Here is a 15195-nt window from a genome sequence, read left to right as displayed (position 1 = left end):
TCCACTCATTCCATCACATAAACTTAATACATTCATATCTTCTCGTCAGAAGATGACCGGTCACATATTATCTAGAATTACTTCATTATCTCCTTTCTTTTAATTTTATTTCGTCGCATTAATTTCATTTTGCGAATTATTTTTTACCAGATGTAGATAAACCAGAATTTTTGTATAAGATAATCCAGTCTTCGAGTGTCATGGTAACTAGCCAGTATTTGCTATTTTTTCTGTGAAAAACAGCAGGTAATCCATTCTTGCAATCTCTTTTAGATTGTTCAACTGCATTATATATATTTAACTTTTCTACTCGTTTGCACTCTATATGAATACCTTTTAATCCTACTACGTCAGCACTTCCGTTATATCCGCAGTATTGCTGACTTCTTCTAGTGCTATATCCGTATTCTTTTAGTTTAGAAGAAAGTTCTCTTTCTCCTCTTGCTCCTTTTTGCTTGCTATTTATTTTAGCCATTATGTCCTCCTAACATTTAATATCCATTATTTTGTCTGTTATGATTTATTGCATTTTTTTTATAATAAGCTGTTTCAATTTCTTTAAAAGAAAACCATATTGAACCAAATCCTAAAATTTTTTCTAATAATTCTATAAACTTATTTTCTATTAATCCTTTTTCTTTAATATTATAAAGTTCTGTTGTAGTGTTTATAATATCTAAAAATATAAGTTCTAAAGATAAGTAATCTAACCTATTAACATAATCTCTGTTAAATATATACTCACTATTTAATGAATTAGCAATGCTTAACGCAAAATGAATAACGTCTACATATTCCTCTAAAATAACCTCTTTAGAGGATGGACCTTTATTGCTCCAAAATTTAAAAAATCTAATTTCATTAGCACATTCAGACAGTTCTACTATTAGTGATACAGTTTTTTTGATAATTGTATTATTTTTGATTTTGTGATTCTTATTTATGTGTTCATCTAGTTTTTTTTGAGTTTCAAACATTTCTTTTAATATCATATTTAATTCTCCTTTAATTATCTTTGTATAATATTTTTGTATTTGTTAAATACATGTAAGTTCTTTTTATGTCCTTTTTGAAAATATAAAGTCTTTCTTTTTCTTTATTGTCTCTAGTTAACATTAACTGTAAGTTTATTTCTACCATCTTTTTTCTAACAAACCTTATTTTTTCTAAATCATTCATTTTTTTAACTCCTGTTAATCTATAATTAATTTTTAGAGCAATTTGTTAACCTGTAATTAACTTAAATGTAAAAAAATATTTCCTATATTCCTCTCTGCTATTTCTTTAAATGTAAATATCTTATTTTTAAAATATCCATCTAAATCTCCTCCAACGTCTATTATTAAAGAACTTTCGTTTACCATGTTTTTAGTTAATATTTTCTTCCCTGTACAACATATAACTATATCTGACATACTCGTATGTTCTGTTAGATTTTTAGTTTTTGAGTGACAAATAGTTACTGTAGCATTTTTATTTTCAAAATAATCTCCTATTATCTTTCCTAAATGTCTTCCTATTACAGTTACCTTTTTACTTTTGATATTTATATTGTATCTTTTTAACATTTGTATAATAGCTTCCAATGTACAGTTTAAATAAGGAGAAAAACCAGTAAAATTATCTATATCTTTTGTAAGGTTCATTAGTATTTTTTTATAAATTTTTTTTTCTTCTTCTAGTTTAAATGGTTGTGCTACTATTATTCCATTAGAAATTTTAATCAATCTATCTATTTTAATAATGTTTTTATCAAAGTTTTCTATATCTAATATAAAAGTTTTACAATTATTTGTTTTGCTTTTTCTTAAAATAGTTTTAATATATATATCTGTATCTTTGTTATTTCCTTGCTTTATTATTAATAATTTTTTCACTTAAATATCTCCTTTTAAATATTTATAAATTCCCATTTAGAATTTTTATAAGTTTTCAATATTCCATTACAACACTTACTTATTCCTTGTTGTTTTATATTATTTTTTTGTGCGGCTTCTTTTATGCTATTGTATACTTTTCCAGACGTAAGGTTTATAACCATGCGTTTATTACCAGCACCTATACCGTTTAGATAATTATCTTGTAAGTATTCTTTTTTCCATGTATAATATGCTTCTTTTATCTCTCCCATAGATTTATATTTTCCTGTTTTATAGGCCCTCTTCCAGTTTGTCTCCTTTGTACAACAAGCATTAAATTTCATATTTGTTTATCCTTTCTTTTATATTTACAATTTTTAATTATATTTTTATTAATAATACATATATATTTTTTATTTTCCAGTTTGGTTTTGTTGTGTATGCAATTATGTGTAAGATATATACAACCCTTACATTGCTTTATTGTATCTATATCTTGCATTTTTACCCCCTTAATTATAAACAGTGTTTAACTCTCCTATCAATTGATACTGCTCTAAATACGCAAATTTAAGCGTACCAATTTGACCGTCTCTATTTTTTCTTATTATTGCTTCTATTATCCCCTTGTCTTGTGTCTGGTCATTATAATATTCGTCTCTATATAAAAACATAATAGAATCTGCATCCTGTTCTATATTTCCAGACTCTCTTAAATCTGACAATATAGGTCGATGGTCTGTTCTCTGCTCGGGTGCTCGGGATAATTGAGATAGAAAAATTACAGTACAATTTAACTCTTTTGCAATTATTTTTCCCATCCTGCTAATATCTCCTATTTCTAGATTTCTACTTTCTCGTTTTGTGTGTGCTTTTAGCAATCCAATATGGTCTATAAATATAATATCTAACCCATTTTTATTTTTAATTTTTTTACATCTGTTTTTAATATCTAACATAGATAACTCACTACTGTCATCTATGAACAACTTATTTCTAGACAGCATTGAACTGTCTAAAGCTACCTTATCCCAATCTTTTGTGCCTATATTACCTGTTCCTATTTTCAGAGAATTTATGTGTGTTTTAGCAGCTAATAGTCTCATGCCTAGTTTTTCCTTTAGCATTTCTAGACTAGCAAAATATACACTGTGTTTTCTGCTTAGTCTTTCTGCTAAGTTTAAAGCAAAAACAGTTTTACCCATAGACGGTCTAGCAGCTATTATAAACAAATCTCCTTTTCTGAATCCATTCAAAGCCCTGTCCAAGCTAGTTAGTCCAGTTTCCATACCAACTACTTTTCCACCATTTTTGTAATTTTGTTCAACCGTTTCTACTGTTGAATACATAACATCTTCCATTGTCCATATATTTTTTTTATCTTCCTGTAATATTGTATTATTTTCAAATTCACCTAAACCTTTTAATATATTTGCATTCGTATTGTGTGCAACATCTAAGAGTGTATAGGTTTCTTTTATTATTTTTCTTCTATATCCTAAATCCTTTAATATATTTGCATTTGTAATAGCTGTTGTGTCTGTAAATGCCGAGGTAGCAAGTGAAGCAATATACGTTATAGTAATTTGCTGTATCGAACTTCCTAGCATATGAACTAAACTGTTAATTGTAATTTGTTTTCCAGATTCAAAAAGTTCTTTTATTGCACAAAATATTATTTTGTGTTTAGTATTGTAAAAACAATCCTCGTCAACTATATCAATTACGTCTAGCAAGTTTTTTTCACTGTTTATTATTTGTCCGAGTAGTTCTTGTTCTGCCGGAATATTGTTTGGAGGTTGTTTTATTGTCATTTAATCACCCCCATATATCATCAAATTTAAAATCCTTTATCTCTTTTTTATTTTTGTTTACATAGTTCCATTTTTCCACTTTTTCTATACTGTTTAAAAAATTTTGTATTTCTAAATATTGTTTTCCTTGCGGATTTTCTCCTAACATCCATTTATTTTCAAACACATTGTCTATAACGTTTTTAATTTGTTCCTTTGTGTAATCTTTAAGACGTGCGTTAATATGTCTTAATTTACTATCCGTTGCTTTTCTTTCATTGCCTAATTTTTTCATTTTAGTCATATAATAGTTCCAGATTTCTAACACGTCATCATTATATTTGTGATTGTTTTTGTTTTTATGTTCTGTTTCTATTACAGCGTTATAGCAATAAATAGATGGTTTTGTACTACCTTTTGGCGGTGTGTATATATTGGTTATTATATTAAGAGATATAAATTTTTTTAAAAGTCTTCTTATAACACTTGTACTTACATTTAAATCTAAGGCAGCCGTTCTTATAGTAATATAAAATTGTCCCTTTTTTAAATCACCCTTAGTTCTTTGTAAGTTTTCTTTAACCACCAAATAATGGTTAAAGATTATTTCTTCTTTATCTTTATCTAAAGAAAAAGTTAATACTTTATTGTTTAACTTGTAAAATCCACACACCCCATTTACTCCTTTCTTTACTTCCTGTATCTTATACCTTGATATAACCTTTTAGTAGATTCACCCCCTCTAAAAGACCTTTCCCTTATATTTTTCTCTGTTACTTTTCTTACTCGACCATATAAGTTGTAATCTATTTTTTTTAATCTTTCAGTTATATCTTTCTGTATTGTACTTTTACTACATCCAAACTTCTTGGATGCACCCCTTACAGTGCATCCGTTTTTTATTATATAATTAGCAACATTAATAACTCTATTTCTTATAATGTCTTGTTTTGTTACTTTCATTTTCCTCCTCCTCTTGTGCTTTTTCTAAACGCATTTTAGATTGTAGTAACAGGTCTTGTGCAAGTTGTACTTCTGTTAAAATTATAGTTTCTAAATTATAATCTTGGTACAAAGACAATAAGTGTAGCATATGTTTTGTTATTGTTTTATCTTTGTAAATAACAATTACTTCTTCAAAATTTTTTTTATTAACACATATTGCGTAACAATCTATTTTTTCTAAACTGTAAAATGGTTTTATATATAACTCTTCAAATCCAACATTGAATATTCTATTTTTTAGATTTTTTATTAACATATATAACCTCCTGTTAATCTATAATTAATTTTTAGAGCAATTTGTTAATCTGTAATTAACTTTAAGCTAAAAAAATATATGCAACAATTGTACACGCTACTATAAGAATAAACGTAAAAAACTCTGCTATAAGTATCATAATCTCTTTATTACTCATTTTAATCCCTCTTTAAAATTTTAATTCTGTTTTGGGCAGAACACATTTTTTTTATTAATATTGAGTTTAGTGCTATATATTGTTCAAACAGTATACTTCTTTTATAAAAGTTTTCTTCAGTCCACATATCAGATACTATCTTAGTTATTTTTACCTTTAAGTTTGAAACATTCATTTTTCTTCACTTTCCTCTCTACAATGAAAATATATTTTATTCTTATCTTTGTTATAATATATTTCTTTTAAATAGAACCCTTCATTTTCATCATCATATATTTTATATTCATTTTTGTTTAATATAAAATATATTGCGTTTATTATTTCTAATAATATCTTAAAAGACATTTAAACACCCTCTTTTTGATGTTCTATACATAGAATTTTTTTAAATTTAGAATAACTAAATTTTGCAACATTTTCATTTACATGTACACCACACTTTGCACACCTATATGCATTGTTACCAGTAGAATTAGTTGTTTTTTTATTTTTTCCTAAAGCACTGTCAAATAAGTCTGGTTCTGTAATATTAAACATATTAACTATTAAATATCTTCTTAGATAAGTTTGTTGACCTCCTAAGCATTGAATAGGTTGACAACCTTTTAAGTTAGCTTCTGCGTATTGTGTTGAAGCTTCTAGAAACTCGTTAGGTTCTTCACAGTTAATTAGTTTTATTGTTGCTAAATCAGTTTTAAAATCTATTATAAAGGTCAATTTTTCTTCTTGTAATATTTCATTTAGTTTTGGCATTATGTCGCTCAATTCAAAGTAATCAAACCCGGCATAGGCATTCTTGCCACTCTTCTTTAGATTAGAATTTTGTAATTTAACTCTTGTGGTTTGTAATTTTTCAAATATATTAGCCATTTTTACACTCCTATCTAATTCTTAAGCTTTCTGTTTGTTTAATTTCTATACCTTCAACATTTCCACCATTTTTAATAATTTCTTTTATTCTATTTTTATCTACTTTTATAATTGTATCTTCTGTTTTGTACAGCTTAGGTATCTTTTTTATATCTACAACTTCAACTGTTGTTGTATTTTTTTGTAGATATATTGTAAATAAATTAGTTTTTATTTTTGTTTTACCAGTTGACCTAAAACTTTCTTCTATATATTCTTTTAAACTTTTAATATTGTTCTCAGTTGCTTTTCTTTTAGCTATTAATCTATTTTCTTCTTTTTTTATAGCTTCTTTTTCTAATTCTTTTGTTTTAATTATTTTCGCTATATTTTCAACTTTAGTTTTTATATCTTCTTCAATTTCATTCATGCTGTTAGAAAGCAAGTCTTTTGGAACTTCTCCAACATCTAACAACTCCATAAGATTTCTATAGTTAGATGTTAACTCGTATAGCTTCATATTATACCTCCTTTTAAAAAAACATTGACAATAATAAACTATTATGCTAATATTGAAACCGTTGAGTTAATTAGCAGTTAACATTTTGTTTTAAACTTATCTTTTTATCTTTTAACTGTTCGACCGCAATATCGAATAGTATCCTGGTTAATGCATTAGAAGCATTATTTCTATTTTGTTCATTTGTAATTATAATTTTCATTGTACCCCCTTTTTCCACTATAAAGATGTGAAGTGGAATAGAAATTGAAGTGATTTAGTTAATTGTGAATTAACATTTAGTTAATTACTAATTGACTGTAAGTTAATTATAGCTTAACTTTGTACAACCCACAATGTCCAAATTTACGTTTGTTAATCTCTAATTAACTATATTTTACATTCTGTTAACTTTAGATTAACAATACATATTTTTAATCTAAAATACTTCATTTTTGTGCGTGTTATGAATATAATAATTATAAATGTTAATAATTATTGTTATAAAAATAAAAGATAAAATTAAGGAGCTGTTTAATATGAATAGAGGTAAAATTGAAAATACAAACAATATATTGGGAGAAAGAATAAAAAAGAGAAGAGAAGAATTAGGATTAACTATGGAAGATTTAGCTGTTAAAATAGGAGTTTCTAAATCTAGCATATATTATTTAGAAAATGGAACTAACAAACCACGTCTAGATACACTACAACAAATTTCAGAGCAATTACATTGTTCTATATCTTACTTGATAGGAGAAGATGAAATAAAGGAAGATTCTTTAATAACAACTGTAGAAGAAAATGGTATATTGTATAAGATTTTTTTAAATAAACACAAGTTTCCAAATGGTTTGACATACGAACAGATGTGCGGTAAGATTAAATTATTAGAAGAAAATTTAAATAAAAAATCTTCTGATAAATAATAATCGAGGGGGATAAAAAATGGATGGTGTTTTAATGGTACAAAGAAACGGAGAGACTATATTCGTAAATTGGGACGAACTGTGTGAATTGTTTGATGTAGATATAGAAATAGAGGGTGTTGTAGATGAGTTTAAAAAGGATAGCAATTTACAGTAGAAAAAGTAAATTTGTAGAACAATCTGACTCGGTTGAAAACCAAGTTCAAATATGCAAAAATTACATTTTAAATAATTTCAATACAAATAAAGTTGAAATAATTACTTATGAAGATGATGGTTTTTCTGGTAAAAATATAGATAGACCAAGATTTAAACAACTGATTAAGGATGCTAAAAATAAAACATTTGACATTCTAATATGTTATAGATTAGATAGAATTAGTCGTAATGTTGCTGATTTTTCTAGCATAATAACACTATTGGAAAGTTACAATATAAGTTTTATATCTATAAAAGAACAATTTGACACTAGCACACCCATGGGTCGTGCCATGATGTATATATCTTCTGTATTTGCACAATTAGAAAGAGAAACTATATCCGAACGTGTTAGAGATAATATGTTAGAAGAAGCAAAGACAGGTAAATGGTTAGGTGGTAATACTCCTCTTGGATACGTTTTTAAAAAACATCCTAATGGTGAGTCGTGTTTGAAACAAGATAAAGAAAAGATTAAGTTAGTTAAATTAATGTATAAAAAATTTATAGAAAAAGGAGCATTAGGCCCTTTAAGCAAATTTTTAAATGATAATAATATAAGAAAGTCAAATGGAAATCTTTATTATATCACTGCAATACGAGATATTCTTACAAACCCTAATTATTGTATAGCAGATAATTTTTTTAAAGAATATGCAATTGAAAAGAATATGCAAGTTTTTGGAGATGATAATGTTTGGGAAAATAATAGTAGAAACTTAGGCGTAATGGTGTACAACCGTTTTAGCTGTCCTGCTGTTGGTAGAAAGAAGGCTAACAATACAGATAAGTGGATTATAGCAATTGGAAGCCACGAGGGAATTATAAACGGAAAAGAATGGGTATATGTAAATAATAAAATACAAGAAAATTCTCAGAAAAAATTTAAATCAAGGTCATCAACAACAGCACTACTAAACGGAGGTATTATTAAATGTGCTAAATGTAAATCTAATTTTATTATCTCACACGCTTATAAAAACGGAGAAAGAATAAGACATTATTATGTTTGTTCCGGAAAATCTTATTCGTATGGTGCTAAATGTACAATCAAAAATATAAATGGTAAAAAAGCAGATAAATTAATTATGGACTATATAAAAGAATTAAATACAAACACAGAATTGCTTAATTCTTTATATAATAAAAACAGAAATGAAATAGAAGAAAATAACGATATTAAATCTTGTAATGACATTAAACAAAAAATAAGTAAATATAAAAACGATATAGACAAGCTTACTGAAAAACTAATATTTACTGAAAATACATTAGCTAGTAAATATATAATAGAAAAAATAGACAAGCTTGGCAATAAAATAACAGAAGAAGAAAAAAAATTAAGAATTTATGAAATAAAAATACAGAACATAAAATATAAAAATATTAATTTAGAAACTATAAAGGATTATATAAAATATTTAATAAAAAACATAGACATATTAGAGGTTGAAGAAAAGCAAAGACTTATAAAAAATATATTTTCTAAAATAGTTTGGGATGGTGAAAATTTAAACGCTACATTAAGAAAGTGGCAGTTATAATTCTGCCACCCTCTTTTTGTGTTTAACTACTTTAAGGTACCCCATGACAAATCAAGTCTACTGTAATCAGATTATTATTATTTACAATATTTTTTAAAGCAGCTACCTGACAGGGCAATCCAATAAACAATACTTTTTTCTTCTCCTCATTAGTGATTTTATATATTTTTTCATAAGTGTCCAAAACATTACTTTGTATATATTTAGAGCCTATTATTTTAAAAATATCTTTTTCTTCTCTTATTTCTATATGATGTACTAAAAAATCTTTATTCCAGGCAACACCAAATACCACCCCATTATCTCTTAAAATATACCTACCAAGTTCTGTAGATATTCCTCCAGAGGAGCTTATCTTTCGTATATTTTCATCTAAACTATGCGCTCCATATACTTTTAATTTGTTAATATCCCTATTTTCTTTATTACATATAATAATAGGGCATACATTGTAACATTTATTACAATTAGTACATTTACTTTTATATATCTTAGGATAATAAAACCCTAACTTATCCAATTTCATTTCTATAGCATTAAAGTCACACACATTATAGCATCCAAAACAGCCAGTGCATTTATCATAACCTATTTTTTCTATGGCCGTAGTCATATTATCTACTCCTTTTTATAATTTTTAGCTATAATTTATATTATAATACAGTGTAATTATGTATACCAGTAAATAAAAAGTACATAGTATCTGATACTATATGCTTTAATTAATACATTTATTGAGGTAATAAAATAAATCTTAAAATAAACAGTATTGCTAAAATGTATATAATAGGATGAACCATCTTATACTTTCCAGTAGCAATTTTTATTATTGGATAAAATATAATACCTGCAGCTATTCCATTAGCTATACTATAACTAAATGGCATTATAGCTATTGTAAAAAATGCTGGAACAGATTCACTAAAATCATCAAAATCAATGTTTTTAATGGAACCCATCATAAGAGATCCAATTATTACAAGTGCTGGAGCAGTAGCTTCTGCAGGAACTATTCCAACTAAATCTCCAAGAAATAATGATAGCGCAAATAAACTTCCAACTACTACTACTGAAAGGCCAGTTCTTCCGCCTTCAGCTATACCAGCTGTTGATTCTATATAAGTGGCTGTTGTAGTCGTGCCAAATAATGAACTTATAGTTGTTGCTATTGCATCAGCTAATAGTGCTTTTTTCATATTTTTAATTTTACCATCTGATTGTATCATATTTGCCTTTTGAGCAGTTCCTACTAATGTACCTATGGTATCAAATAAATCTACAAGACTAAATGTTAAAACAACCATAAATACACTAGTTAATGCTCCTACAATTCCAGTTCCATTATGAGATAGTAAACCTTTAAAATCAAATGCAAAAAATGTAGGTGATATATTAGATGGAATACTAAAGAGTTTTATACCACTTATATTTGTTATTCCCATAGGAATACCTATTAAAGTAGTTAAAATTATAGATATAAGCATAGCTCCCTTAATTTTTTTTGCCATTAACACTATCATAATAACTAAACCAATTAACGTAAGAGCTGCATTAGAATTAGTAAAACTACCAAAACCAATTAAAGTTGAAGGATTAGGTACAATTATACTACCACTTTTTAACCCTATAAGTGCTATAAAAAGTCCGATTCCTCCTGTAATAGCAACTTTCAAATTTTGTGGTAATGCCTCAACTATTTTTTCTCTTATAGATGTTATTGTTATAATTATAAACAATATTCCAGAAATAAATACAGCTGCTAAAGCTTGTTGCCAACTATATCCTAATGTTAAACATACACTATATGTAAAAAACGCTGTAAGTCCTATACCTGGTGCCACTGCAAAAGGTAAATTCGCATAAATTCCCATTATAATAGTTCCAATAGCTGAAGTGAGACACATTCCTGCAAATACAGAAGCAACTACATGATCGTTCAGAGCAGACAGAGAAGCTGCTTCGTCTCCTCTTATTCCTAAAGAATTCATTCCTGAAAATTTAAGTATATTTGGAATTACAAGTAATGCATATGCCATAGTTATAAAAGTTGTAAAACCAGCTAATACTTCTGTCTTAACACAAGTTTGATTTTCATTAAGTTTGAAAAATGATTCTAAAAATGATTGCTTTTTATTTTTTAATTGATTATTAGTCATATTTCCCTCCTTATAAACTTTGAAATATAAAAATTCTGTTACTAAATTTTTGAGTAAATCCAGCAACAGAATTTTATTCCAATTCTATTAAATATAGATTCACCCATAGTGAGAAATTTTACGGTTTCTCGTAGAAACTTCTGAGCCATATTCTCAGAATTATATGGATGTAATTTACATATTAAATTTAAAATATATCAGAGTAAATATTATCATTATGAAAGAAAAAAGTCAACATTTGAATTTTATTGGTAAAAAAAATCAAATGTTGACTCTTATTATTCAACTTCCTGTATACTTATCTTTCGAGTATGTTTTGTATGACTCCATTCTTTTTTGTTTTTATCAATTATTCCTTGTACTGTTATTGGAATCCATGTTAATGTATATAATCCGTATAGTAAATACCATATAAATATTTTAAATGAATGCTTTCTATCAACGATTAATAAAAATAAAAGGAATATTGAAATATATATAATGTTCCCAAATAATATTTCTTTAAATTTAGGTGTATCTCCAAAAATATAGCTAAGAACAACAATATTTAATGAATAAATTGTAAATAATGAAAATAACTTTTTGGAAAGCTTTCTTTCAATTACCATAATAAATGGAGTAAATAAAAACTGTAATATGCTAAATATTTTCCAAATTGCTGGAGCAAATAAATAATTTATAACAAATATATTTAATCCATGCCTACTATTATTTTGAATTAAAGTAAGTACCGCAGATACACCTAGTAATAGTGTAACAAATGGTTGAACAGTGTATAATGCACAATCTAAAGTAGTAAAATTTCTAGTTTTTATTGCTTTTTTAAGTAATTTAAAAAAGAACCTAGATGCAACATCTGAAAATCCCTGCATCCATCTCTTACGTTGTTTCCATGATTGTTTAAGTGTTAATGGTTTTTCATCATAAACAATAGCATGATGTGCCCAACCTACCTTATGACCATTTAAAACAAGTTTACAAGTAAATTCTAAATCTTCTGTTAGACAGGTAGCACCCCAACCCAATTGTTTTAAAATTTCTGTATCCATACAAAAACCTGTGCCACCAATCTGGTTAGATAAACCAAGATTGGCTCTTGCTAATTGAAATAATCTATTAGCAGTCCAAAATGAAATAGAATAAGATTGTGTAATCCATGAATCATTTGGATTTTTACTATCAATATATCCTTGTACAACTTTATAACCTTCACAAAGTTTAGCATTCATTTCGTTTAAAAAATTTTTTGATACTAAATTATCTGCGTCGAATATAGCTATAGAATCATATTTCCCTTCCATATTGAATATATTACTAAACATCCATTCTAAAGCATAACCTTTACCTCTTTTATCTGGAACATTTCTTTCAAATACATTAGCCCCACATTTTCTAGCTATTTTAGCTGTATTGTCTGTACAATTATCTGCTATTACAAAAATTTCATAGAGTTCTTTAGGATAATCTAAGGATTGTAAACTTTCTATTATATTGCTTATAACAGTTTCTTCATTATGAGCTGCTACAAGCAATGCAAATTTTTTTGTTGGTAAATATTTTTGTGAAAGTTTATCATCTTTTTTGTATAATCCAAATAAAGACAAAATTAAATAATACATTGTTATTGAAAAAACTGCTAATTGAAATATCGCTGTAAAATAATAAAAGAATTCTTTCATAAAAATCACTTCCACCTCATATGTTTTATACAACCGTTCTTAATAATAACATAAATTTATAATATTATCTACTATGATATATATTTGTAATAATTTTTTAATAATCTTATAGAAAAGACATCTTACTTTTGTGTAAAATGTCTTATATGTATATTAATTAATTATTATTAAAACTCCTATTAAAATATGTATTCATTATTAAAAGTTAGTTCTTTTGATTTAGCTTTGATTTCTTCAAACATAGATATTATTTTAGAAGATAATTTGTCAGCTTTATTGTAATTATTCATAGCACCATCTTTATTATTATTTTTTATATCTTGTATAATATAGTGACCAATATCATGAAAATCTAAGTGTATTTTCCCTACATTTTCCCATATACTTTTAATTTCTTGATTTTTAGGGGTTACAGCATAATAAAAGTGTCCAAATGCACACTTATGTCCATCAACTTGTATAGGTGTTATTTCCATTGTATCCACCATTTGTTTTAAATCATTTAACCATTTTTTATGAGTAAATATGGCGGTTTCTATAGTTTCCACAAATTCTTCATTAGAAATAGTAAATAATTTTTCTTTTGAGACATCACCACATATTTTTGCTAAATTTGAAATTTCATCATCGATATTATTAATAGACTTAGATAAGTGATCTAAATTATCAGCTTCCTTAAATATTTCTTCAGATAATTGAGTTAAATCCTCTGTATTAGTAGTTATGGAATCCATTACAGCTGTTACTTCACTGGTAGATGCATTTATTTCTTCCATATTAGAAGAAATGCTTTGAATACTTAATGTAACAGTACTAATAGAGTTTTTAGTTTTCATAAATGAACTTGTCATATCATCTATTTTTTCATCCATCTTTCCTATAGATTCAATAGTATATTTAACACTATCAGCACTTTTATTAGATGCACTTTCTATATGATTCATTAATTCTTCCATAAACTTAAGCTGATCTTTAGTATCCTCTGCTAATTTTCTAACTTCTTCAGCTACAACAACAAATCCCTTTCCATTATCTCCTGCCCTAGCTGCTTCTATACTAGCATTTAATGCTAATAAATTTGTTTGAGCTGCTATTTGATCAATACCTGTAATAATTTCTTTCATATTATTAACTATATTAAGTAAATTACCAATATTTTCTTCCATGTTTTTAGATTTATCTGAAACATCTTTATTTACGTTCAATATATCTTTTAGAACATTATCATTATTTTCAATTTCCTTAGAAATTATATCTGTATTTTCTGATACATTATTTATTTCTATAGAATTCTCACTTATAGCTTGATTTACTTGGTTCATATTTACAGAAGTTTCTTCTACTGCTGATAAAAGATTTTCAGAAGCTTGTCTTAATTTATTAGAATGTCTTTCAAGATCTTTTGAAGCATGAGAAAGTTTTAAATTAAAATTACTTATTTTAGTAGTAAGTTTTAATACATTTTTTATTATTTTTCTTATAAAAGGCACTGCATTTTTTGTTGAAGAAAAAATAGAGTATATGAATCTTACTGTAGTACTATTAGATTTTTTTAATATCTCCTCCATTCCTGACATATCATCTGCTTTAAAACATTTTACAATAGAAACTATATCTTTAAAATTGGAATTAAATTTAAACATTTGTTCTCCTCCTATCTAAAATTTAATTGCCCTATACAATAATACTAAATAGATACTTACTTTACAACATTTTTATATCATGTATATAATTGTATGTATATTCTTTGTTATAAAATAAATGGCCATATAAAATGACCATTTTATTTTATCTTTTATTTACTATTTTTTATTATATAATTTTCATTTATGCCATTTTTCAAAACTAATTTTGCATATTCCTTAGCTGCGAACAAAGAATGATCTCTAAAATTACCACATTGTATCTCATTAGTTGCTGGTACACATTCAGTAGTAATTACCTTTTTTAAAGACTTTTCTAAAGCTATTCTAACTTCATTTTCATTTCTATCATTCCATAATGTCAAATAAAAACCTGTTCTACATCCCATAGGCGAAAGATCTATAACCTCATCTAAAAATTCTCTTAAATAATTAGCTAATAAATGTTCTATGGTATGCATTGCTCCAGTTGGCATTTCACTTGTATTTGGTTGTACAAATCTTAAATCAAACTTAGTTATTTTATCACCATTTTTTCCTGATAAAGTACAGCACTTTCTAACATAAGGTGCCTTAACGTATCTATGATCTAATTCAAAACTTTCTACTTTTTCCATAGTATACCCTC

At 26.3% G+C, this 15195-nt stretch carries 22 protein-coding genes and 1 riboswitch; of the genes, 3 read left to right on the top strand and 19 right to left on the bottom strand.

Going from position 1 to position 15195, the window contains the following annotated elements:
- Positions 1–136 precede the first annotated feature (136 nt).
- The 14 genes from EJL03_RS02735 to EJL03_RS02690 all read right to left on the bottom strand — a co-directional run bounded on the left by EJL03_RS02735 (position 137) and on the right by EJL03_RS02690 (position 6439).
- Entirely contained in the window at positions 137–475 is a 339-nt protein-coding gene (locus EJL03_RS02735) for a PDDEXK family nuclease (protein ID WP_206427323.1), read from the bottom strand.
- 16 nt (positions 476–491) lie between these two features.
- Complete coding sequence (locus tag EJL03_RS02730) at positions 492–992, bottom strand: dUTP diphosphatase (protein ID WP_125152428.1); 501 nt, start codon at positions 990–992, stop codon at positions 492–494.
- A 13-nt stretch (positions 993–1005) separates the two neighbouring features.
- The gene (locus EJL03_RS15940; protein ID WP_164508983.1) at positions 1006–1179 is read right to left on the bottom strand and encodes a hypothetical protein; all 174 of its coding nucleotides are present in this window, start codon (positions 1177–1179) and stop codon (positions 1006–1008) included.
- Positions 1180–1235: 56 nt separating this feature from the next.
- Complete coding sequence (locus tag EJL03_RS02725; protein WP_125152427.1) at positions 1236–1877, bottom strand: bifunctional 5,10-methylenetetrahydrofolate dehydrogenase/5,10-methenyltetrahydrofolate cyclohydrolase; 642 nt, start codon at positions 1875–1877, stop codon at positions 1236–1238.
- A gap of 14 nt (positions 1878–1891) precedes the next feature.
- Positions 1892–2203 carry a hypothetical protein gene (locus EJL03_RS02720; protein ID WP_125152426.1) on the bottom strand — a complete coding sequence of 104 codons (312 nt, stop codon included), beginning with the start codon at positions 2201–2203 and terminating at the stop codon, positions 1892–1894.
- Positions 2200–2361: a hypothetical protein gene (locus EJL03_RS15935; RefSeq protein ID WP_164508982.1), complete on the bottom strand. Its 162-nt coding sequence runs from the start codon at positions 2359–2361 to the stop codon at positions 2200–2202. The genes EJL03_RS02720 and EJL03_RS15935 overlap by 4 nt, the downstream gene beginning before the upstream one ends.
- A gap of 10 nt (positions 2362–2371) precedes the next feature.
- Positions 2372–3673, bottom strand: a complete 1302-nt coding sequence (gene dnaB / locus EJL03_RS02715; RefSeq protein WP_125152425.1) for a replicative DNA helicase — start codon at positions 3671–3673, stop codon at positions 2372–2374.
- 4 nt (positions 3674–3677) lie between these two features.
- On the bottom strand, positions 3678–4325 hold the full coding sequence (locus EJL03_RS02710) for a hypothetical protein (RefSeq protein ID WP_125152424.1): 648 nt from the start codon (positions 4323–4325) through the stop codon (positions 3678–3680).
- Between the two features lie 17 nt (positions 4326–4342).
- A complete protein-coding gene (locus tag EJL03_RS02705; RefSeq protein ID WP_125152423.1) occupies positions 4343–4615 on the bottom strand; it encodes a sporulation transcriptional regulator SpoIIID in 273 nt (90 codons plus the stop codon).
- On the bottom strand, positions 4581–4913 hold the full coding sequence (locus EJL03_RS02700; RefSeq protein ID WP_125152422.1) for a hypothetical protein: 333 nt from the start codon (positions 4911–4913) through the stop codon (positions 4581–4583). Before EJL03_RS02700 ends, EJL03_RS02705 begins: the two co-directional genes overlap by 35 nt.
- Positions 4914–5071: 158 nt before the next feature.
- Positions 5072–5245, bottom strand: coding sequence for a hypothetical protein (locus EJL03_RS15930; RefSeq protein WP_164508981.1), 174 nt, complete (start codon positions 5243–5245; stop codon positions 5072–5074).
- Positions 5242–5415, bottom strand: coding sequence for a hypothetical protein (locus tag EJL03_RS15925; protein ID WP_164508980.1), 174 nt, complete (start codon positions 5413–5415; stop codon positions 5242–5244). The genes EJL03_RS15930 and EJL03_RS15925 overlap by 4 nt, the downstream gene beginning before the upstream one ends.
- Entirely contained in the window at positions 5416–5940 is a 525-nt protein-coding gene (locus tag EJL03_RS02695; protein ID WP_125152421.1) for an ERF family protein, read from the bottom strand.
- 10 nt (positions 5941–5950) lie between these two features.
- The gene (locus EJL03_RS02690) at positions 5951–6439 is read right to left on the bottom strand and encodes a siphovirus Gp157 family protein (RefSeq protein WP_125152420.1); all 489 of its coding nucleotides are present in this window, start codon (positions 6437–6439) and stop codon (positions 5951–5953) included.
- 518 nt (positions 6440–6957) lie between these two features.
- On the opposite strand from EJL03_RS02690, the gene EJL03_RS02685 reads away from it, so the two are divergent.
- From EJL03_RS02685 to EJL03_RS02680, 3 genes are read left to right on the top strand one after another with little or no spacing between them, the layout of a single operon-like run.
- Positions 6958–7347, top strand: a complete 390-nt coding sequence (locus tag EJL03_RS02685) for a helix-turn-helix domain-containing protein (RefSeq protein ID WP_164508979.1) — start codon at positions 6958–6960, stop codon at positions 7345–7347.
- Between the two features lie 19 nt (positions 7348–7366).
- On the top strand, positions 7367–7504 hold the full coding sequence (locus EJL03_RS15920; protein ID WP_164508978.1) for a hypothetical protein: 138 nt from the start codon (positions 7367–7369) through the stop codon (positions 7502–7504).
- The gene (locus EJL03_RS02680; RefSeq protein WP_125152418.1) at positions 7473–9089 is read left to right on the top strand and encodes a recombinase family protein; all 1617 of its coding nucleotides are present in this window, start codon (positions 7473–7475) and stop codon (positions 9087–9089) included. Before EJL03_RS15920 ends, EJL03_RS02680 begins: the two co-directional genes overlap by 32 nt.
- A gap of 31 nt (positions 9090–9120) precedes the next feature.
- Here the strand turns inward: EJL03_RS02680 and EJL03_RS02675 are convergent, their stop codons facing one another.
- The 5 genes from EJL03_RS02675 to EJL03_RS02655 all read right to left on the bottom strand — a co-directional run bounded on the left by EJL03_RS02675 (position 9121) and on the right by EJL03_RS02655 (position 15184).
- Positions 9121–9702, bottom strand: a complete 582-nt coding sequence (locus tag EJL03_RS02675; protein WP_125152417.1) for a 4Fe-4S dicluster domain-containing protein — start codon at positions 9700–9702, stop codon at positions 9121–9123.
- Between the two features lie 118 nt (positions 9703–9820).
- Positions 9821–11245, bottom strand: coding sequence for an NCS2 family permease (locus tag EJL03_RS02670; RefSeq protein WP_125152416.1), 1425 nt, complete (start codon positions 11243–11245; stop codon positions 9821–9823).
- A gap of 86 nt (positions 11246–11331) precedes the next feature.
- Positions 11332–11432, bottom strand: a riboswitch (purine riboswitch).
- 91 nt (positions 11433–11523) lie between these two features.
- Positions 11524–12924: a glycosyltransferase family 2 protein gene (locus EJL03_RS02665; RefSeq protein ID WP_125152415.1), complete on the bottom strand. Its 1401-nt coding sequence runs from the start codon at positions 12922–12924 to the stop codon at positions 11524–11526.
- Positions 12925–13103: 179 nt separating this feature from the next.
- The gene (locus tag EJL03_RS02660; RefSeq protein ID WP_125152414.1) at positions 13104–14567 is read right to left on the bottom strand and encodes a methyl-accepting chemotaxis protein; all 1464 of its coding nucleotides are present in this window, start codon (positions 14565–14567) and stop codon (positions 13104–13106) included.
- A gap of 152 nt (positions 14568–14719) precedes the next feature.
- On the bottom strand, positions 14720–15184 hold the full coding sequence (locus EJL03_RS02655; RefSeq protein WP_125152413.1) for an S-ribosylhomocysteine lyase: 465 nt from the start codon (positions 15182–15184) through the stop codon (positions 14720–14722).
- Positions 15185–15195 lie beyond the last annotated feature (11 nt).

The organism is Clostridium rectalis, assembly GCF_900626095.1.
GTDB classification, from domain to species: Bacteria; Bacillota; Clostridia; order Clostridiales; family Clostridiaceae; genus Clostridium_AS; species Clostridium_AS rectalis.
Note: the sequence above shows the minus strand (reverse complement) of the source record. Positions and strands in the feature narration are given on the sequence as shown.

Bases quoted from the DNA above. Each gene is read 5' to 3' on its own strand.
- EJL03_RS02675 (WP_125152417.1), bottom strand. From the start codon at position 9,702: ATGACTACGGCCATAGAAAAAATAGGTTATGATAAATGCACTGGCTGT.
- EJL03_RS02705 (WP_125152423.1), bottom strand. From the start codon at position 4,615: ATGAAAGTAACAAAACAAGACATTATAAGAAATAGAGTTATTAATGTT.
- EJL03_RS02700 (WP_125152422.1), bottom strand. From the start codon at position 4,913: ATGTTAATAAAAAATCTAAAAAATAGAATATTCAATGTTGGATTTGAA.
- EJL03_RS15940 (WP_164508983.1), bottom strand. From the start codon at position 1,179: ATGAATGATTTAGAAAAAATAAGGTTTGTTAGAAAAAAGATGGTAGAA.
- EJL03_RS02695 (WP_125152421.1), bottom strand. From the start codon at position 5,940: ATGGCTAATATATTTGAAAAATTACAAACCACAAGAGTTAAATTACAA.
- EJL03_RS02730 (WP_125152428.1), bottom strand. From the start codon at position 992: ATGATATTAAAAGAAATGTTTGAAACTCAAAAAAAACTAGATGAACAC.
- EJL03_RS15935 (WP_164508982.1), bottom strand. From the start codon at position 2,361: ATGCAAGATATAGATACAATAAAGCAATGTAAGGGTTGTATATATCTT.
- EJL03_RS15925 (WP_164508980.1), bottom strand. From the start codon at position 5,415: ATGTCTTTTAAGATATTATTAGAAATAATAAACGCAATATATTTTATA.
- EJL03_RS02660 (WP_125152414.1), bottom strand. From the start codon at position 14,567: ATGTTTAAATTTAATTCCAATTTTAAAGATATAGTTTCTATTGTAAAA.
- EJL03_RS02665 (WP_125152415.1), bottom strand. From the start codon at position 12,924: ATGAAAGAATTCTTTTATTATTTTACAGCGATATTTCAATTAGCAGTT.
- EJL03_RS02735 (WP_206427323.1), bottom strand. From the start codon at position 475: ATGGCTAAAATAAATAGCAAGCAAAAAGGAGCAAGAGGAGAAAGAGAA.
- EJL03_RS15920 (WP_164508978.1), top strand. From the start codon at position 7,367: ATGGATGGTGTTTTAATGGTACAAAGAAACGGAGAGACTATATTCGTA.
- EJL03_RS02670 (WP_125152416.1), bottom strand. From the start codon at position 11,245: ATGACTAATAATCAATTAAAAAATAAAAAGCAATCATTTTTAGAATCA.
- EJL03_RS15930 (WP_164508981.1), bottom strand. From the start codon at position 5,245: ATGAATGTTTCAAACTTAAAGGTAAAAATAACTAAGATAGTATCTGAT.
- EJL03_RS02690 (WP_125152420.1), bottom strand. From the start codon at position 6,439: ATGAAGCTATACGAGTTAACATCTAACTATAGAAATCTTATGGAGTTG.
- EJL03_RS02685 (WP_164508979.1), top strand. From the start codon at position 6,958: ATGAATAGAGGTAAAATTGAAAATACAAACAATATATTGGGAGAAAGA.
- EJL03_RS02655 (WP_125152413.1), bottom strand. From the start codon at position 15,184: ATGGAAAAAGTAGAAAGTTTTGAATTAGATCATAGATACGTTAAGGCA.
- dnaB (WP_125152425.1), bottom strand. From the start codon at position 3,673: ATGACAATAAAACAACCTCCAAACAATATTCCGGCAGAACAAGAACTA.
- EJL03_RS02680 (WP_125152418.1), top strand. From the start codon at position 7,473: ATGAGTTTAAAAAGGATAGCAATTTACAGTAGAAAAAGTAAATTTGTA.
- EJL03_RS02720 (WP_125152426.1), bottom strand. From the start codon at position 2,203: ATGAAATTTAATGCTTGTTGTACAAAGGAGACAAACTGGAAGAGGGCC.